General features: G+C 63.5%; 16 protein-coding genes and 6 pseudogenes. 7 read left to right on the top strand and 15 right to left on the bottom strand.

Going from position 1 to position 17,984, the window contains the following annotated elements:
* Positions 1 to 2: 2 nt before the first annotated feature.
* Positions 3 to 776, top strand: coding sequence for an amino acid ABC transporter ATP-binding protein (locus M8523_RS28085; protein WP_282588185.1), 774 nt, complete (start codon positions 3 to 5; stop codon positions 774 to 776).
* Here M8523_RS28085 and M8523_RS28080 read toward each other — a convergent pair.
* The 3 genes and pseudogenes from M8523_RS28080 to M8523_RS28070 form a co-directional block, all read right to left on the bottom strand.
* Positions 745 to 1,494: an ABC transporter permease subunit gene (locus M8523_RS28080; protein WP_282588184.1), complete on the bottom strand. Its 750-nt coding sequence runs from the start codon at positions 1,492 to 1,494 to the stop codon at positions 745 to 747. The two genes, M8523_RS28085 and M8523_RS28080, sit on opposite strands and share 32 nt — an antisense overlap.
* An 8-nt stretch (positions 1,495 to 1,502) precedes the next feature.
* Complete coding sequence (locus M8523_RS28075; protein ID WP_282588183.1) at positions 1,503 to 2,198, bottom strand: ABC transporter permease subunit; 696 nt, start codon at positions 2,196 to 2,198, stop codon at positions 1,503 to 1,505.
* A gap of 22 nt (positions 2,199 to 2,220) precedes the next feature.
* A pseudogene (locus tag M8523_RS28070) lies at positions 2,221 to 2,924 on the bottom strand (transporter substrate-binding domain-containing protein).
* Positions 2,925 to 3,135: 211 nt separating this feature from the next.
* Between M8523_RS28070 and M8523_RS28065 the strand changes: the two are divergent.
* Positions 3,136 to 4,071, top strand: coding sequence for a LysR family transcriptional regulator (locus M8523_RS28065; RefSeq protein WP_282588181.1), 936 nt, complete (start codon positions 3,136 to 3,138; stop codon positions 4,069 to 4,071).
* 283 nt (positions 4,072 to 4,354) lie between these two features.
* On the opposite strand, the gene M8523_RS28060 is transcribed toward M8523_RS28065, so the two are convergent.
* Both M8523_RS28060 and M8523_RS28055 read right to left on the bottom strand, forming a co-directional pair.
* A complete protein-coding gene (locus M8523_RS28060) occupies positions 4,355 to 4,726 on the bottom strand; it encodes a helix-turn-helix domain-containing protein (RefSeq protein ID WP_282588180.1) in 372 nt (123 codons plus the stop codon).
* A 341-nt stretch (positions 4,727 to 5,067) separates the two neighbouring features.
* Positions 5,068 to 6,015 carry a helix-turn-helix transcriptional regulator gene (locus M8523_RS28055; protein ID WP_282588179.1) on the bottom strand — a complete coding sequence of 316 codons (948 nt, stop codon included), beginning with the start codon at positions 6,013 to 6,015 and terminating at the stop codon, positions 5,068 to 5,070.
* 98 nt (positions 6,016 to 6,113) lie between these two features.
* Here M8523_RS28055 and M8523_RS28050 point away from each other — a divergent pair, with 98 nt between their 5' ends.
* Positions 6,114 to 7,007 carry an SDR family oxidoreductase gene (locus M8523_RS28050; RefSeq protein WP_282588178.1) on the top strand — a complete coding sequence of 298 codons (894 nt, stop codon included), beginning with the start codon at positions 6,114 to 6,116 and terminating at the stop codon, positions 7,005 to 7,007.
* Between the two features lie 222 nt (positions 7,008 to 7,229).
* On the opposite strand, the gene M8523_RS28045 is transcribed toward M8523_RS28050, so the two are convergent.
* The 5 genes and pseudogenes from M8523_RS28045 to M8523_RS28025 all read right to left on the bottom strand — a co-directional run bounded on the left by M8523_RS28045 (position 7,230) and on the right by M8523_RS28025 (position 11,195).
* On the bottom strand, positions 7,230 to 8,000 hold the full coding sequence (locus tag M8523_RS28045) for an anti-sigma factor family protein (protein ID WP_282588177.1): 771 nt from the start codon (positions 7,998 to 8,000) through the stop codon (positions 7,230 to 7,232).
* A complete protein-coding gene (locus tag M8523_RS28040) occupies positions 7,997 to 8,545 on the bottom strand; it encodes a sigma-70 family RNA polymerase sigma factor (protein ID WP_282588176.1) in 549 nt (182 codons plus the stop codon). The genes M8523_RS28045 and M8523_RS28040 overlap by 4 nt, the downstream gene beginning before the upstream one ends.
* 39 nt (positions 8,546 to 8,584) lie before the next feature.
* Positions 8,585 to 8,887, bottom strand: a complete 303-nt coding sequence (locus M8523_RS28035) for a cupredoxin domain-containing protein (protein WP_282588201.1) — start codon at positions 8,885 to 8,887, stop codon at positions 8,585 to 8,587.
* A gap of 69 nt (positions 8,888 to 8,956) precedes the next feature.
* Positions 8,957 to 9,901, bottom strand: a pseudogene (locus M8523_RS28030) (metallophosphoesterase family protein).
* Positions 9,902 to 10,292: 391 nt separating this feature from the next.
* Entirely contained in the window at positions 10,293 to 11,195 is a 903-nt protein-coding gene (locus M8523_RS28025; protein WP_282588175.1) for a LysR substrate-binding domain-containing protein, read from the bottom strand.
* Between the two features lie 114 nt (positions 11,196 to 11,309).
* Between M8523_RS28025 and M8523_RS28020 the strand changes: the two genes are divergently transcribed.
* The gene (locus tag M8523_RS28020; protein ID WP_282588174.1) at positions 11,310 to 12,404 is read left to right on the top strand and encodes a Gfo/Idh/MocA family protein; all 1,095 of its coding nucleotides are present in this window, start codon (positions 11,310 to 11,312) and stop codon (positions 12,402 to 12,404) included.
* Between the two features lie 141 nt (positions 12,405 to 12,545).
* On the opposite strand, the pseudogene M8523_RS28015 reads toward M8523_RS28020, so the two are convergent.
* A pseudogene (locus M8523_RS28015) lies at positions 12,546 to 14,224 on the bottom strand (IS1182 family transposase).
* A 202-nt stretch (positions 14,225 to 14,426) separates the two neighbouring features.
* On the opposite strand from M8523_RS28015, the pseudogene M8523_RS28010 reads away from it, so the two are divergent.
* A pseudogene (locus M8523_RS28010) lies at positions 14,427 to 14,655 on the top strand (recombinase family protein); the annotation flags it as partial.
* A 74-nt stretch (positions 14,656 to 14,729) separates the two neighbouring features.
* On the opposite strand, the gene M8523_RS28005 reads toward M8523_RS28010, so the two are convergent.
* The 4 genes and pseudogenes from M8523_RS28005 to M8523_RS27995 form a co-directional block, all read right to left on the bottom strand.
* Positions 14,730 to 15,437: a YoaK family protein gene (locus M8523_RS28005; RefSeq protein ID WP_282588173.1), complete on the bottom strand. Its 708-nt coding sequence runs from the start codon at positions 15,435 to 15,437 to the stop codon at positions 14,730 to 14,732.
* Entirely contained in the window at positions 15,434 to 16,129 is a 696-nt protein-coding gene (locus M8523_RS28000; protein WP_282588172.1) for a threonine/serine exporter family protein, read from the bottom strand. Before M8523_RS28000 ends, M8523_RS28005 begins: the two co-directional genes overlap by 4 nt.
* Before the next feature lie 37 nt (positions 16,130 to 16,166).
* A pseudogene (locus M8523_RS36885) lies at positions 16,167 to 16,667 on the bottom strand (threonine/serine exporter family protein); the annotation flags it as partial.
* A 70-nt stretch (positions 16,668 to 16,737) separates the two neighbouring features.
* Positions 16,738 to 17,061, bottom strand: a complete 324-nt coding sequence (locus tag M8523_RS27995; RefSeq protein ID WP_282588171.1) for a hypothetical protein — start codon at positions 17,059 to 17,061, stop codon at positions 16,738 to 16,740.
* Between the two features lie 180 nt (positions 17,062 to 17,241).
* Here M8523_RS27995 and M8523_RS27990 point away from each other — a divergent pair.
* Positions 17,242 to 17,403: pseudogene (locus tag M8523_RS27990) on the top strand (helix-turn-helix domain-containing protein); the annotation flags it as partial.
* 63 nt (positions 17,404 to 17,466) lie between these two features.
* Positions 17,467 to 17,943 carry a hypothetical protein gene (locus tag M8523_RS27985; RefSeq protein ID WP_282588203.1) on the top strand — a complete coding sequence of 159 codons (477 nt, stop codon included), beginning with the start codon at positions 17,467 to 17,469 and terminating at the stop codon, positions 17,941 to 17,943.
* Positions 17,944 to 17,984 lie beyond the last annotated feature (41 nt).

The raw sequence follows: 17,984 nt of genomic DNA, 5'->3' as shown, positions 1-17,984 counted from the left end.
CCTTGAAGGGCCGCCATCAGCCGCTCTCCCCGGGCGTGCCGATCATCGAGCTCGACGGCGTGCGGCTGTCCTACGGCACAACGGCCGTCTTGCGCGACATCGACCTCACGATCCGCTGTGGCGAGCGGGTGGCGGTCATCGGTCCGTCGGGCTCCGGAAAATCGACGCTGATCCGCTGCATGAACGGGCTGGCCGTCCCACAGGCCGGCGCGGTGCGCGTGTTCGGCAGCGACCTGCGGGATGACGGGGCGCTTCGCTATTGCCGGCGCCATAGCGAAATGATCTTCCAGAGCTTCAACCTCTACGCCCAGCGAAACGTCCTCGACAACGTCACGCTCGCACCCATGAAGCTCCTGGGCCTGCCGCGCCGTGTGGCCGAAGCGGCTGCGCGGCAGCATCTCGAAGCCATGGAAATCGCCGAGCTTGCTCATGCCTATCCGTTCGAGCTTTCGGGTGGCCAACGCCAGCGGGTGGCGCTGGCCCGTGCGCTCGCGAAGGGCCCCGACATCCTTCTGCTCGACGAGCCGACCTCGGCGCTCGATCCGGAACGGGTCCAGGGCGTCCTTCAGGCCATCGAGCGGGCGACGGAACGCGGCATCACGACCGTGACGGTGACCCACGAACTTGGCTTCGCACGCCGGCAGGCCAGCCGCGTCGTTTTCATGGAAGCCGGATGCATCGTCGAAGACGTCCCGGTCCCGCAATGCCTGGACGCGCCGCGTTCGACGCGGCTCGCGAACTTCCTCAATGGACGGTTGGCGCCAGCTTTCGGCTGATCGCGACCATCACGGCCGCGGAACGTCGGCCCCGCCACGCCGCCCGCAACAGCGGATCGAGCTTGCGCTCCATCGTCCGGACCACGGCCGCGACGGCGGCCACCATGGCGAGATAGATCAGCCCCGCCGAGACCAGGGGCGTAATTGGATCGAAGGTGCGCGAATAGATCTCCGTTGCGGCATTCATCAGGTCGCGGATCGTGATGAAGCTCACCACGGCCGTGCCCTTGAGGATGAAGACGAGTTCGTTGCCGTAGCTTCTCAATCCGATGCGGGCGGCATTCGGGAGCTTGATCAGCCGGAAGATCTGCCAGCGTGAGAAACCCGCCGCGGTCGCGGCCTCGACCTCCGCCAGCGGCACGGCGCGGAGCGCACCGGCCATTATCTCGGCCTGGAAGCCGGCGGAGTTGAGCGCGAGGGCGAGGACCGCCACGGGAAACGGCTCGCGCAGCAAGGGCCAGAGCGCGCTGTGGCGCAGCGCGTTCACCTGCGGCAGCCCGTAGTAGAGCAGGAACAAGACGACCAGCAGGGGCGCGCCCCGGAAGAACAGGATGAAGCCATGGCCGAAGCGGCGCGAGGCCGTGCTCCGGCTGTCGCGGGCGAGCGCCACCGGCAAGGCGATCGCCGGGGCCAGCAGGGCCGTCCAGAAGAACAGGGCTGCCGTGACCCGTGTGCCCTGCCACAGCAGCGGTAGCGCCTCCAGGAGCCGAGAGGGCATTGTTCCGCTCACCCGGCCCAAACGCGGGTCAGACGGGCTTCCAGCCGCATCTGTATCAGACCTATGGCGGCCGCGAGCGCGAGATAGATGCCGAGCGCGAGGAGGTAGAACAGCAGGTAATCATGCGTGTTGCGGCCGGCATCGCCTGCCGTCCTCAGCAAATCCTGAAGCCCCACCGCAGCCACGAGCGGGGTCAACTTGAGACTGACGATGGTCAGGTTCATCCAGCCGGGCAAGGCATAGCGCAGGGCCAGCGGCCAGGCGACCAGCCAGAAGACCGGGACGCGCCGCAGGCCCAAGGCGCGGGCGGCCTCGATGGGGCCGGGTGGCAGAGCCGCGAAGGCGCCCCGGAACACTTCCGTGCAAAACGCGGCATGGATCAACGTCAGGGCCATTACGCCCGCCCAGAACGCATCGATCGCGACGAAGCCGGTGACGCCGAAGGGCGCCACGATCGCCTGAAGAAGAAAGGCGAAGCCGTAATAGGCGGCGAAGATCACCAGCAATTCCGGCAGGCTGCGGACCAGGCCGGCGGCCATCAGGACCAGCCGTGGGCCAAACACGCCCGGTCGGGCGGCGAGCAGGGCGCAACCCAGCCCGACCGCCGTGCCCAGGACGATCGAAAGAGCTGCGAGCGCGAGCGTCACGCCGAGGCCGGCCGCGAGCTGCCCGCTCCAACTCGCCGCGAGGACGAGCGTCTCCATCGCGGCCCGCTCCGCGCAATCCTTACCAGAGCTTGTCGGCCTTGATGTCGATCTGCGGTCCGAAGTAGCTTTGGCTGAGCTTCTCGAAGGTCCCGTCCGCGTAGACGGCCGCGATCGCCTCGTTAACCTTGGTCGCGAGCTCCATCTCGTCCTTCCGCAACAGCGCACCCGCGCCGCGGCCGAGGATCGGGTCGCTGTAGGATGGGCCGTACCACTGGCTTTCCGTGCCGGCCGCGGACTTCAAAAACGTGCTGACCGGCAGCTGGCCGTTGAAGCCGTAGTCGATGCGCCCCGCCTCGAGATCGGCATTCACCTGATCAAGGTTCTGGTATGGCCGCGTCTCGACCTTGTCGCCCCATTTGGACTTGATGAATTGTTCGCCCGACGAGCCTGCGAAGACGCCGACACGCTTGCCGTCGAGCCCCTCCGGGAAGGTGACGTCATGTCCTTTCGGCCCGTAGAAGCGAAACTGGTCGGACAGGTAGGGTTTGGAGAAGAGCCTGCGGCACGCTCGGGCGTGATCGACATCGACGAGAAAATCATGTCGAACTTCCGCGCCATAAGGCCCGGGATCATGCCGGCGAATTCCTGCTTGACCCATTTGCAGTCGAGTTTTGCCTTTGCGCAGACGGCGTTGCCGAGATCGATCTCGAACCCGGAATAACGGCCGTCGGCTTTGGTCTTGCTGAACGGGGGATAGTCGGCCTCGGTCGCGATCGTGACCATTTCGGCCATCGCCGGAACAGTTCCGAGAAGTAGCGCTGCCCAGCCGATCAGCCACGCGCGTTTCGCCCTATAGAACATCGCCCACTCCCTTGCCGCAAGACCCAGCATTCGATCCTTGCGAATTACAGCGGCTTGTGTGAGGCAAAGGAAGCACCGATTTCGGACCGCTATGATGCCTTTCCGGCATCGCATTCGCAGAACGAGAGCCGCGATGCTGCACTCACGCTTGATGCGATATATCGACGAGGTGGCCCGGACCGGCTCGATCCGGCAGGCCGCCGAGCGTCTGTCCGTCGCGTCGTCGGCCATCAACCGCCAGATCATCGCCTACGAGGAAGAACTCGGACTGCCGGTGTTCGAGCGGCTGTCCCGTGGCGTCCGCCTGACCGCCATCGGTGAACTTCTTGTCGAGCACATTCGCGCGACCATGAAGGACCACCGCCAGACGCTTCACCGCATCGGCGACCTGAAGACCCTTCGGCGTTCCAAGATCCACGTGGCGACGCTCGAGGCCTTGACGACCGACGTGCTGGCGCAGGTCGTGAGTGCTTGGCACCAGACCTATCCGCTGACCCGGATCAGCGTGACGACGATGCCGTCCGAGGCCATCGCGGCGGCCGTTGGCCGCGGCGACGCGCAACTCGGTCTCGGGTTCGACATGCCGCCCCAGCCGAACCTGACGACCTTCAGCAGCACGCCCTGCAGCCTCGGCCTCGTCGTCCGTCCCGGCCACCCGCTCGCCAGCCGCGCCAGCCTGCGGTGGAGCGAACTGGCCGACTGTGCCTTCGCGCTGCCGGCCGAGGGGTTGACGATCAGGACCCTGTTAGACCGGGCGATCAAGCGGACCAGGCTCACCGTGGACCCGATCGTCGAGACAAACTCCATCGATCTTCTCAAGCGGCTCGCCATGCTGGGGGACGTGGCGACCGTGCTGACCAAGGCGGATGTCGAGGTCGACCGTCAGCGTGGTGCGCTGAGCTTCATTCCGATCACCGACGGCGAGGCCGGGTCCCAGTCCCTGGTGATCGTCCATCGCACCAGCGCGCCGCTCGACGGCGTCACCACCCGCTTCGCCGAAAAGCTGGCCGAGCTCGCCCGCCAGATCGGTGACGAATCCCCGCACAACAAACCCTTTGCAACCGGCTGATCCTTACCGGAGTCAGGAACCCGATAACCGGCACTTCATGCTCTGCCGAGTTCGATACGTCTTCGAAGCGGTCCGCCATCCAGCATGTCTCAAGCTGACGCGCCTCGGCGCCGTCGCTGCCGACGAATGCTGCTCCAGGGTGCAATGTCCTGAGGCGGTGCGCCTTAAATGACCGCTTGCAAGCCCATCCTTACGCATGGAGCGACTTTGATGGCGTGATCCGGACCGTTAGAAACATCCGACAGAGGTCACTCCCGACTTCGAGGAGTCTTGCGACCCGATGTCAGCCGGGCAGCTTCCGCGACCGAGTCTGACGCGCCACACGACGATCGGCCTCGTTGCGTTTCAGGAGCGCCGAGGCGAGATCGTCGTAGCTGACGCCGCTCTTCTTGACGGCGCGCCGGGCATCGTCGATGTCGAAACCCAACAGCTCGAGAACGCTCAAGTTCAGGCTGGATGCGATGCGATCAAGCGTCTTGAGGGTCGGGTTCCCGATGCCACGAAGCACCTGATAGTAGGTGCCCCGAGCGAGCCCCGTTTTCGGCAAAAATGCTTCCATCCCGCCATTCTCAATCTCGAGCTGCTGCAGCCGGATGGCGAGCATTTCGTTGAGGATGGAATTATCGATGGCCGTGGGTTTTCGAACGGGCGGCATCTGGGGCACGAGGCTGGAGTGATACGCGATCGCACCTCAGCGGCAACGTCTTGTATATTGGATGTCTGACCTCCTTCCGAAGCTTTCCGGCAGCTGTCCAGTCGCGCGAGCGACCACGGCGGTCCCCGGCATGCGAATCTGGAGGGAGCTACCGATTCAATTACCTCCAGGGTAGTTGAGCCGTGACTGCTGAAGCGCGATCCCTTTGGCCTTCAGCGTCCGCACGATATCCTGAAGGTCGCCGATACGAGAGGACGGCGCTGGTGGCGAAGATCTCTGTGCTTGCGGTGGAGCGTAGCGCTCCGGCTCCGCGTCAGTCCTGGCAAAGCCTGACAAAGCGCTCAATTGCGTTGGCGCACGGAGGGCTGGGCATCGGGCCTAGCAGATTCGGCGGACGACTGTTCCGGACGAGCCGTCCCGCGGGCACGGCTCCGCGCCGGCTGGGGTTGGATCAGCTCGCGGATACGCGCAGCGACGGCAGGATCGACCGGGTTGTAGACGATCATCGAGAGGTCGGGCCGGCCATCGACCGCGAAGGAGGAGTATTCCAGCTCAATCGGGCCTAGTGTCGGATGCGTCAGGCGCTTGGTGCCTTCCCCCCAATTTACGACATCGTGCTGCTGCCACAGCTCCCGGAACTGCGGGCTCCTGTGGCAGAGCTCATCGACCAGCTTGGCAACCTCGCTGGCCGCACCAGCCCGAGCGGCATCTGCCCGGAATGCCGCGACGACAAAGCGGGCGAGCGTGTCCCAGTCGTGCTGGGCCGCGCGGACGTCCGGATCGCAGAAGATGCGGCGCAGGATATTGCGCTGCTCGGGCGGCTCCTGGCCCCAGTCGGTCAGCACGATGGCGGCGGCGCGGTTCCAGGCCACCACCTCCCAGGTCGCCGTCTTGATCAACGCCGGGCTGACCTCCAGCGTGTCGAGCAGGCGCTGCAACCGCGGTGTCACGCCTTCGGTCGGACGGTAGCGGACCTCGGGCGGGCGCCCGAGGCCGAGCATGAACAGGTGCTCACGCTCCGTATCTGTGAGCATCAACGAACTGGCGATCCGGTCGAGCACATCGGCCGACGGCGCGCCACCACGCCCCTGTTCTAACCAAGTGTACCAAGTCGAGCTGATATTGGCGCGCTGGGCGACCTCCTCGCGGCGCAGGCCCGGTGTGCGCCGCCGGCCCGACAGGCCGAACGCGGCCGGATCGAGCCGGGTGCGGCGGTCTTTCAGATAGCTGCCGAGAGGATTGGGTGGCAGCGCGGGCAAGATTGGCGCGGGCGACAGCGAGGTGGGCATGCAGATCCTGTTGGTGATTATACCAGGATAGTCTCACGGCTTTAACTTGATGCGAGCGTAGCGCAGACTGTCGGCATCAACAACGACGGAGAGTTTTCATGCGCGTGTTTCTGACAGGTGCCACTGGCTTTATCGGCTCGCGCATCGTGCCCGAGCTGCTGCAAGCAGGACACGAGGTGATCGGTATGACCCGGTCGGAGGAAGGGGCGCAACGTCTGACCGCGCAAGGTGCCACGCCACATCGCGCCACGCTGGAGGATCTCGATAGCATCCGGCGCGGCGCCGAGCAGGCCGACGGCGTCATCCATTGCGGCTTCGACCATGATTTCTCGAACTTCGTCGCCAACTGCGAGAAAGACCGGCGCGTGATTGGAGCGCTGGGCTCCTTACTAAACGGCTCTGACCGGCCGCTCCTGATCACATCCGGTACCGGCCTGGGCAGCGCCCCCGGCAAGCCGGCGGATGAAGATGTCTATGACACGACGCATGCGAACCCGCGTAAGGCCTCCGAGGAGGCGGGCCAGGCGCTGCTCGACGCCGGCGTCGATGTCAGAGTCGTGCGCTTGCCGCAGGTGCATGATACCGTCCAACAGGGGCTGATCACGCCGCTGGTCGCGATCACGCGCGAGAAGGGCCTCTCGGCCTATGTCGGCGAAGGGAAAAACCGCTTCCCGGCCGCGCATGTCACCGATGTCGCTCGGCTCTACCGGCTCGCGTTGGAGAAAGGCGAAAAGGGGGCGCGCTACAATGCAGTCGCCGAGGAAGGTGTTTCAGTCCGCACCGTTGCCGAGATCCTCGGCAAAGGGCTGAACGTGCCGGTCAAATCGATCACGCCCGAGGAGGTGCCTGCGCATTTCGGCTGGATGGCAATGTTCGCCGGCATGGATCTTTGGGCGTCGGGTGCCAAGACGCAGGCACGTTTGGACTGGCACCCGACCGGTCCCGGCTTGATCGAGGATCTCGAGCGCATGGACTACAGCGTAGCGCACTGACACGGCGCGGGGTCCTGACGCCGATAGGCGCTGCAACTACCTGAATCATCGAAAGTCGACCAAGTCCCTTGGCAAGGCTGTTTCACCAGCACAATGTGCGAGGCAACCGAATGCGAGCGTCGTAAGCGTCGTCAAGGGAACCATTCTGTTCCTTCAAGTGGACAAAGAAGGAACCGGCTTGGGCGCTGTTTATGCCATCGCCTATTGTGCGTCCTTGGAGGGCTACATCGCGCCTCCCGGGCTGTCGCAAAACAGCCGTTCAAACGTGTTCAATCCGGTAGCGTCGAGGTCAGACACAAGCCAGTAGGTGAGGTCCCCGGCGCTCCAATGTCTGACCGTGTAGCCGTCGCGTTGATCCTCGCCTTTCGGCATTGGACCAATGCGAGGGACGACGGTGACGCTGATCACGTGTTGATCGTGCCGGTAGACAAGGGTCGGAACGGCTTTGCCGCCGACCACATCGATGCGGCCACCCGCAAGCGGATATCCTTTGTCGGTGAGGTCGATCACGTCTGGAGCGACGGTCGTCCGGCCGTTGAACCAAGGCTTCACGACGTGACGGTTCGACGACGCTATGTCGAATGGCTGGGGCGCGATCAGTCCACGAAGGTGTCCAGCGACGACGGCGTCCTCGGTCGGTTGCGAGCCCAATGCTGCGAGCCAAATCCCGGTGCCTCCGCCGATCAGACCGCCGCCAAAAAAGCCCACCAGCAGCACTGCCGCCATCAGTTGCCAAGCCTCAAACCACGAGCGGTGCGGCGCGGCACGGCGGAAACCGATCTGCTGAACCACACTGGCTCGCAAGGCGTCCGAGGCTGGAGGCGTCGCCAACGCGTTGCGAACCTCGCCCGAAAGCGTCCTCAAGCGCTCCGCCCGTTGCCGCAACTCGGGCTCAGCCGCGAGCCGTCGCTCCATCGCCAGCGCTTCGCCCGGTGAAAGCTCGCCGTCCTGATAGGCACTGAGAAGCAGAAATGTCTCTTGGTCTGCGGTCATTGGGGTTCTGACTCGAGCAAATTCAGAAGGTGCTGTCGGGCTCGCGCGAGCCGCGACATCACGGTCTCAATCGCAACGCCGGTCACTTCGGCGATCTCCCGGTAACTGAGCCCGTGATACTCTCGGAGCACAAGAACCTCCTTGAACGGCACGGGCAACGCATTGATGGCCCGAGCCAGCCGTCCGGCTTCGTCCTTTGCGAACAGAGCGGCTTCAGGCGTTTGTGGTGCTTCCGCTCCCAGAACTCCGCCAGCATCGAGAACAGAGTTGCGCTCCTCTGCTTCCAAATCTTCGCTGAAGACGATGATGCGCGGTCGATGCCGCTGCAACCATGAATAGCATGTGTTGCGCACGATGGTGAGGAACCAGGCCCGCGCGTTTCCCTCAGCAAACCCTTCGATGCCGCGGTAGGCCCGCAGGCTCGCTTCCTGGACCACGTCCTCAGCATCAGTCGGATTGCCGGTCAGCCAGCGGGCAAGCCTGTAGCCTTCATCAAGCCGTGGCAGGACGATCTGGCTGAAGCGGGCATGCGCGAGCGCTGTCACGGCGACACCCCATGCGGCGCCGCTCGCAATCGGCCGTGGTCAGAACGTTTTGACAACGATCTTGCCCGTCATGTGGGGATGCAGAGAGCAGAAGTAACCGTACTCACCTGGTTTGGTGAAGGTGAAGCTGAATTTGTCATCAGTGTCGAGCGGCTTCGATCTGAAGACCTTGTCGTCAGAAACCACCGTGTGTGGGATGTCGTCCGCATTTGACCAGGTCACCATTGTACCTGGCGTGACGGTCAGTTGCGCTGGGGTGAACGTGAAGTTGTCGATGGTGACTTTGGGGTCCTGCGCATAGGCCGCCGACAGACTGCAGGTCATCGCCAGAAGGAGCATCATCTCAAAGGCTTTCGCCCCCGGAGCCCGAGAGATGGGCCGAAACACCGAATGAAGCATGGCGAGTCCTCTTCAGCCGGCAAGAGGGATATCGACAATGGCAAGCTGTTCCTTGCCCTGGATGAAGGTCACGTCCGTGATACCGAGATATTTGCGCAGCTGCCCGTCGGGCACCTTGATGGGGCCAGGCGACGGCGCCGTGCCGGGCGCGGGCTGAGGAAAGCCGGTCGCGCGGGCGGTGTGGAACGCCACATGGCCTTCGACCTTCTGCGTCACCTGATGGATGTGCCCGTTGAGTACCGTCACCGACCCGAAGCGCTTGAGCAGGTCAAGCGCCTGGGCGCTGTCCGCGGTGCCCCAGCCCCATTCGGCGTAAATGGTCCAGAGGGGAATATGGGCGAACACCACAATGGGCGTTGACGTAGACCGTCCGCGCAGGTCGTCGGCCAGCCAGGCGAGCTGTTCCGCGCCGAGATTGCCGAGCCCTCCGGGCTTGAGATCCGCCACGTTGATGAGACCGATGAAGTGCACTCCGTTCTGGTCGAACGAGTACCAACCGGCGCCTTTCGAGCCCTTACCATACCGGGCGAAGTAAGCTTTGCCAGCACCATCATCGAGCAGGTCGTGCTCTCCCGGCACGTAGAAGACAGGCGCGTTCAGACCGTTCATGACTTGATCGGCGTTGTCGAATTCGGAGTCCTTTGAAAGGTGGCTGATGTCGCCGGTATGAAGATAAAAGGTCGGCCGGCTCGGCATGGCCTTGATCTTGTCGACTGCTTCTTTCAGCGTCCCGAGGGCATCCGGGTTTGCGGGCTTGTTGAAGCCGACGTGACTATCGCTCAGCTGCAGGAAGGTGAAGCCGCCCGGCTCGTCCAAGGTCGCCGCCTTGGCAAGGCTCATGGAGCGGGGCACGCCGCCCGTCAGCGTTCATAGCACGCCGGTCCCGGCCCACAGCATGCATTCGAGCGCGCCGCGACGATTGAGCCCGTCCCCGTGTTTTTCATCATGATGACTCAAATGAGTTCTCCTCAGAAGCAGGTGCTCCTGAGATGAGACCCGGCCTCATCGGCCTTTATTCCGCGTCCATTTCCTTTCTGAGTAAATTTGCAGCGTAGAAATGAACTGGCTGGTCCTCTGCGCAAGGGCACGCGAGCGTCTGTTCCCGAGCCAAACCGGTTCCGAGCTATATCAAAGAACAAAGGCACGTACAGATAACGATCGTTGTCCAGATTTCTTAGGCGGTCAACTTAGTTGTCCAGGAAACACCCGATAACCGGACACGTGGCGGACGCGTCGATCTAACCGGCGAAGCCGGCGCATTGCCGCTTCCAACCTATCCAAGACAGTTAAAGAGCAAGCTCCCGCTCCGGTCAGCTGCCATTGCCGATGGTAGTATTCTGTTCCCTTGTCACCGCGGCGGAGCGACTTCAGCAACGACGGTATCGATCAATGCGCGTAGCTTGGGCGGTTGCGACCGCTGTCCTGAGAACATCAGAAACATTGGTCGATGCGGTGCGATGAAATCTGTGAGAACGGGAATAAGCCTTCCCGTGTCGAGATAGTCGCGAAGAACCGCTATCGGCTGGAGGATAATGCCGCCGCCCGCTGCTGCCGCATTCGCGAGAACACGTCCGTCATTGACCTGGAACCGGCTGCGGATCCGAGTGGACTGCGGAGCGCCGTCCCGGGCTGTGAAGCGCCATTCTGCGTAGGTTAAGCCTGATGCGTTGACGAAGCCGAGGCAGTCGTGGTCGCCTAGATCTGCTGGCGTCTGCGGTATGCCCTTCCTTGCCAGATATTGCGGCGAAGCGCAGGCGACCTGTTCGTGTGGAGCGAGTTCCCGGGCGATCAGCGAGGTGTCCGCGATCGGGCCGAGCCGAAACACCGCGTCGAAGCCTTCATCGATCAGATCGACATAGCGATCCGTCAGGATCAACTCGACCTCGACCTCGGGATAGCGCTCCATGAAGGTCGTCAGTAAAGGAGCGAGACGGCATGCGCCGAAGCCGATGGGCGCGCTGAGACGCAGGCGGCCGCGGGGTGTGGCGTTGATGTCCTCCACGACGGCTTCGGCTGACGCGACCTCGGTCAGGACCGCACGGCAGCGTTCGTAGAACAGGCGACCGGCATCGGTCAGGCCTTGCCGACGCGTGGAACGCCGCATCAGTTGCGTGCCCAACCTCTGCTCCAGCACGCGGATGTGCTTGCCGACCATTTGCGACGAGAGCCCGAGCGACACCGCCGCGGCAGTGAAGGAGCCCAGATCGACTGCCTTTACGAAGACCTCCATGCTGGTCAGTCGATCGATCATTACAAACTCGTGGTTTCAACTGCTGAAGACCTAGCCCGCTTAATGCCATCCGCCAACCGCATTAGATCACTGGGCGTCGAGGCCGCGCGAGAGACGGGTCGAAGGGAGACTACAATGGCGAGCGAACTGAAGGTCGGCATCATCGGGATCAACACGACCGGAGGCTGGGCAAGCGAAGCGCATGTGCCAGCCGTCAAGGCAATCAAAGGCATGACACTCGCCGCCGTCGCGACGAGCCGGCAGGAAACCGCGGACGAAGCCGCAAACGCCTTCGGCGCGGAAAAGGCCTATGCCGGGGGCCTCGCCCTGATCGCGGATCCCGACATCGACATCGTGACGGTTGCAACCCGTGTGCCCGACCATCGCGAACTGCTGCTCGCTTCTATTGCGGCCGGCAAGCACGTGTACAGTGAGTGGCCTCTAGGCGCGGGTGCCACCGAGGCGCGGGAGATCGCCGGCGCAGCCCGTTCGGTCGGCGTGAAGCACGCCATCGGCCTGCAGCTTCGAGAAAGCCCGGCCGTGAAAAAGGCTCGGGGCATCCTCGGCTCTGGCGCACTCGGACGCCTACTGAGCGTCACTGCCTTCTCAACGACAGCCGGCTTCGGACCGGACGTGCCGCCGCAGTTCGTCTATCTCGAAGACCCGGCCAGCTTCGCAAACATGATAACCATCCAGGGCGCCCACACCCTGGACCTGCTGATCGCGCTTGGCGGCCAGCTCGAATTTATGAATGCCCTCGTTTCCCGCCAGTTTTCGAATATTCAGGTCGGCGAGCCGCGCCAGTCCCGTGCGCGCGTGACCTTCGACCACCTCCTGATGCACGGGCGTTTCGGGTCTGGCGCGCCCTTCGGGCTGGAAGTGGCGGGCGGGCGAACGGTCGACACTCCCTTCCATCTCGAGGTTACAGGAGAGAAAGGCAGCCTTCGCCTCGACGGTGGCGCGCCGCGCGGCGTCCAGTCGAGCCGCATCGGTCTCTCGCAAGATGGCGAACGGCAGAGCGTCGACGAGGGAGAGTTCGCGGGACTGTCGGACGGGGCATTGAACGTCGCCGGCGTTTACGAGGCGCTCGGCGAGGATATCCGAAACGGATCGTCGAACGTCGCCGACTTCCATCACGCCGTCAGGCTCACCCGCCTGATCGAGGACGTCCTCGAAACGTCTGAACAAGGCGCTCGGGTGACCGGCGGCCACACGTGGCCCGACCGTTAGAAGGGGCTGGTTCGGCTATCGTTCCATGTTGACTGAACGCAGCCGGACCGCTTCCTACCCATCTCAACCCTAGCGGAAACATAACCCCGCTCGATCACTCCGCTATGCCCACAAAACGATCGGACCCTGTTGGCGAAACGCTTAGGCAGCGAGCTTGGCGAAGCGTGACACGCGGGTTTTCGCCAAAGGTATGCCGGCCAGCCAAGCGCTGAGGCGCTCGATATTGAGGGCGGCCGCAGCTGCGGTGTGCTGTAGGCGCGTCTTTTCTAGGCCGCGATAACGACAGCGTCGGAGACCAAAGCTGTGAACGCCCTGGGCGATCGTACCCTCGATTCCTTGCCGTTGAGCGTAGAGTTTCTTGCCGCTTTCGCTCTGACTGCGAGACCGGGCAGCAATCAGCGCCTCGTGCTCCGCACGCGTGTGCAGACTCAGTTGCCGCCCTCCTGCCTCGGCCTGAAAGCATCGCGCCCTGGATGGACATGGCACGCAATCACCAGGCGCGAACCTCACTTTGATAAAGGGACCATCTCGTTTGTCACTATAGTCATGTCAATACTGGTTGATCTTGCCTTCTGGGCATCTCACTTGGTGGGTAGTCCAATCGACTACAAATGCGCTTAGATCGAAACCACCATCGGCCTGACGCTGGTTCGACATGCTACGCCGGGCCGGTCCGACAAGATCGACGCCATGTCGATCCCGCAGGTCGACAATCAAATCAGCGCTCACATAAGCGCTATCGACGAGTTGCTCGTTTGGCAGCAATCCCTTCGCGGCCAGACCGGTGTGGATCGGACCCGTGCGTCGCGCTTCGTGGACGTCGGCTGGCGTCGTATCGGTCTGAAGAACAAGATGTGGCACGTCGGCGTCACACGATTTCGGTGAGGTGGACCATGTAGCCGGTCCTGTGCATGCCTCGTTTCGAGCGAAAGCGCGCCTCCGGCTCATAGGGCGTTTCGATGCGATCCTCGGCACCGCGGTTGCGAACAACGCGCAGCTGCACCTTAGTGCTCGGGCTGCCCGATCCGGAAACATCACTTGCCCGATGACGCTCGAAGTGCCGAGCCCAGACCCGGCGCAGGATTGTGAGAGCCGTGATGTCCCGCAACACTATGGGCGTGGTGCCTCGGTCTAGAGCGTCGAGTAATCCATAGCCGTCGGCGCCGATCTGGACGGCGTAAGCATCTCGCTTGGTCTCTGTGTCCGGCAGTCGCATATCCTCGATCCGACGGCCATATCGGGAGTACCAGTCAGAGGGTGCAACCTTGCGTAACCAATCCGGCTCGATCACTGCAATTGTATTCAGCGCGGCTCGCATGGTCTCGCCGATTAACTCGAGGCGATTGAGAACCCGCAGAGCGCCAAGAACGTGGGTCGAGTCAGTTCGCTGACGACCACGCTCTTTCAACAGCCCAGCCGATCTCGCCGCGCCCAGGACCCTGTCGAGTAACCTTTCTTCAGCATCGTACTTCAACAACCTCGAACGAAACTCACAAAGAACGCTGTAGTCGAAGCCGGGGTCCGCCAGCTCCAGGGCAAGCAGATACTTCCAATCGATTCGAGCCCGGGCGGCTTCAGCCGCCTGCCGATCGCTCAATCCCTCCCGAAACTGCATGAGCGTCACAAGTGCAAGGCGCCAGGCCGGATAGCCCGGCTGGCCGTGATCTGGGGTAGAGGTCGGTGAAGTCAGCCTCGGTGAACACAGTGCCGAGCTGGTCCCTCAGCAGGAGGTAGGGCGAACCGCCCGGAAAGGCGGCGCAGGCAACCTGGGCGGTTTGCATGGGGACGGTGATGATGGATTGCTTGCGTGGTGGCGACATGGCAGCGGTCCTCCCGCAATCGGGAATCCCGAACCAGCCTCATTGGATTCATTGCCCCCTCATATTCGCCAACAGGGTCCGATCTTTTTCCTTACAACGTGGAAGGCGGCATGGGCTGCCACCCCTATCCAGCTCTAAAATGTAAGGAAAACGTGTTAGCTTTTCTACTGTAAGTTAAAGGGTAAAATGCAAGCATCCTGACATGCTCATCGGTTATGACAGTGTCGACCGCGGACCAGAACCTCGACCTGCAGCGCGACACGCTCCGGAAGGCCGGGTGTGAACGCATTTTCGAGGAGAAGAAATCTGGCAAGGCAAGCACCAGCCGGCCAGAGTTCGATAAGGCGCTCGCCTTTCTTCGTCCCGATGACATCCTGGTGGTCTGGAAGCTGGACCGGCTCGGCCGCTCTCTGGTGGAGATGATGATGACCCACCAGCGCCATCGCCGGGAGGAAGAACGCGAAGCCGCTCCAGCAGCCATCGATCACGCCGGCCCGCATCATGTTCATGTCAGCCCTGGCCCGCGTTCGTTCAGCCGGACAGCGCCAAGCGCGAAGAGAGCGGGCATGATCCAAGCGAACGTCCGTGACTGACCGACAAGCAGCGCTCCAACGATACAGCCTAGGACGAAACCCACGAGCAGCGGCCATGTGGCGGTCCAGTGACGCGCCGCTTCGTCGCGGTCGGCATCGCCGCGAAGCAGCGCCAGTCCGGACACCAGCGCCGCAACGATGTTTCCCGTCATCACCGCCGTCGTCGGCGCCTGCTTGCGGCTGAGGTGCAAAAAGGTGTTCTGAGCCGCCATCGCCATCACGGCGATCGCGGCGACCGCAAATGCCGCTCCCCCGTGCGGATCGCGCGATGGCTGCAATGCCCAGGCGACGACGGCCGCAGCGACCAGCAGCCCGAACTGGATGACGAGCAGGGATCGAGCATGGCTCTCGGCGCATCGGTCCGATCGATGCACCAGTTGATCGGCGACCAGCACCGATACGCCGAAGATCGGGATCAACAGGATTGACGTAAGGTGGGACTGGCCGCCACCGGCCAACGCCGCCGCGAACACGACGATGTTGCCGGTGATGTGAGCCGTGAACACGCCGCCCAACGTCAACCAGCCGATCACGTCGACCATGCCCGCGATAAAGCTCAACAACGCCGGCAAGGTCCGGTATCCGACGGAGGCGGAGAACGACGACGCGGTTGCGGTCATGTCGGTGCTCTCCCGCCGCTCGCGCCGGGTGACAGCGTTTCATAAAGCTGTTTTGGTATTGCCAGCCCCAGCGCCATGGCGAGAACGATCGCGAAAGCGGTGACGGCATCCGCCAGGACGGCGTCGAGGAGCCTGGGCGGGATGTCGGACCCGGCCGCGGCGATCTGCACTGCCCCACTCATCAGGCGAAACACGAACACCCCGGGCAGGAGCGACACTACCGACGCGAACCCGACGCCCGCGAAGGGCAGCCGATAACGCCGGACGGCGGGTAAGAGGATGGTGGCTGCGACGAGTGCCGCCACGCCGGTCGCCGTCGCGGCGGACAACCCGAACGTCGCCATCGCCCACCAGTGCGCGGCGTGCGCGACAGCGCCCGCCGCGGCGGGCCAAACCAGCATCCGCACCGGCATCGAGTAGAACACGCCATAGCACATCGCCACGATCGCCGCGGCGGGTACGTCGACCCAGACCGCGACGCTCCGTCCAGGTTCGAAAGCGGGGAGCTCACCGCCGGCCAACGCGAGCCCGGCAAGAAGCCCGACTCCGATCGCGAAAAGGACGAGGACCGCGAAGGCGAGTCGCGAGGCGGCGAGTGGGATACGCAGCGCCAGCAAATCGAAGGCACCGTTGAGGATGTGCGGTCCTGGCACCAACACCATGCACGGCGCGACCGCGACCAGACGGAGCACTGAGCACGGAGCTGAGCTGCCAACGCACCGCGAGGGCCAGTCCCGCCACCAAAGCGGCGAGAAATGGTTGGACGATGGCGCTCGCGCCGCGTCGACCAGTCGCTCGCCTTATCATTCCGCCCGCGCCGGCGCTGAGCGCAATCAGCAATAACGCTTGCCAACGTGTCGCGCCGGAGATGATGCCGAGCATAACCGCGCCGACGGCGCATGCGGCAACGAACAGCAGGTCGCTGCTTGGCGGCAACTCGTCAGCCAATCGCAACGCCGGACCGTCCTGCCGGTGACTTCCTGCTTTGTCTTCCAGGTCGTCGATCAGCGCCATGGTGCCGACCACGCGGTTCATCGCCACGGCATCCGGCGTCGCGGTGTCGACGCGCCAGACCTGGCCGTCTCGCCCGCCCTTTAGCGACACGACAACCTCGCCCCAGCGCAGGAGGAGCGTCACGGGATGGCCAAGCGCCATGCCGAGCCGCTCGACCGCTTTCTGGGTGACGGCCGTCTCCTGACCGTTACCGTGAAGGCTGATTGCCGCCTCCATCAGCAGGTCCGCCGCCTGTTCCGGCGTGATCCGGGTTCCAGCTGCGTCCGCGGCGGTGTGCGCCACTGGCCTAGGCGCCGGCAACGCCGTGCCCGACCATGTTGATCGGGTTCACGATCTGATCGAACTTCGCCTCGTCGATCTTGCCGGAAGCGACTGCCGCCTCTTTGAGCGTGCTGCCATCAGCCGCGGCCTTTTCGGCAATATGCGCTGAGTTGATGTAGCCGATCACCGGGCTGAGCGCGGTGACCAGCATCAGGCTCTCCCCGACATACTGCGCGATCTTCTTCTCGTTGAGTTCGGTGCCCTCCACCGAGAAGGTCCGGAACTTCTCGCACCCGTCGCCCAGGATGCGCGCCGAATGGAGGAAGTTGTTGATGATGATCGGGCGCATCGCGTTCAGCTCGAAATTGCCCTGGCTAATCGCGTATATTTTGATCGGTGCTCATCCAGCAACGGTGAATGGGTGTGTTCTCGAACCAGAGGGTTAATCAGGAAGGCAAGCCGACCCCCGTCTTGAGGAACGGCGCGGTGAAGTTCACGCCTCGTAGATCGGCGAAAGTGCGGTAGTCGCGTGCCAGAAGAGCTCAAGAAATCACGAGACAGTCGCCTCTTTGAGCTCAGGGACTTGGACGTCGTCGTACCGATTTCCCAGGCGGGCAGTTTTCGGCGCGCCGCCCAATCGCTTGGTGTTGAACAGTCAGCCATTAGTCGTCGGCTCCGCACACTGGAAGACGAACTAGGAACGTCGCTGTTTGAACGTCATCACGGTGGTGCGAGGCCAAAGAACGCCGGACGAATGTTTCTGCAAGACGTCCTCGGCATCTTGGCGCGCATGGACGAGGCTGTCCAAACAGTCGCGGGGGCTGGTCGCGGTGCGAATGGCCGGGTTGCAATCGGCATCAAGGAGCGCATCGCCGAGCTGCGCGCAATCAAAAGTCAGGCTGAAGCCGACGCCGAGCGGGCTGCGGCCGAGGCCGACACCATCGGGCCGGAGATCACGCCGGCAACCCTGACGGCGTTCGCTGCGGCCGCGCGGCGAAAGCTGCGCGGTCCGGACGGGCGGTTCCGGCGTGACCATCTGCGAGCGCTGGCGCAACGCGTGGAGGTCGCCGACCGCGAGGTTCGGATCATGGGGTCGCGATCGGAATTGCTTCGGCAGCTCGCCATCGCCAACGGCGTAGCCACGGCGGCGGGCGGCGTGCCCAGATCTGTTCCGAGCTGGGGGACCGTGCAGGATGAAGCTGGGCACCACGCCTACGCCATACCACTCTGAACGCGACCGCCCCTGGTCGAGGCGGCGATCACCGCCTCTCC

The organism is Lichenifustis flavocetrariae (assembly GCF_026130545.1).
In the GTDB taxonomy this organism is placed as follows: domain Bacteria; phylum Pseudomonadota; class Alphaproteobacteria; order Rhizobiales; family Beijerinckiaceae; genus Lichenihabitans; species Lichenihabitans flavocetrariae.
The sequence above is the reverse complement of the archived record's forward strand: the minus strand, read 5'-3'. Positions and strand labels throughout refer to the sequence as shown.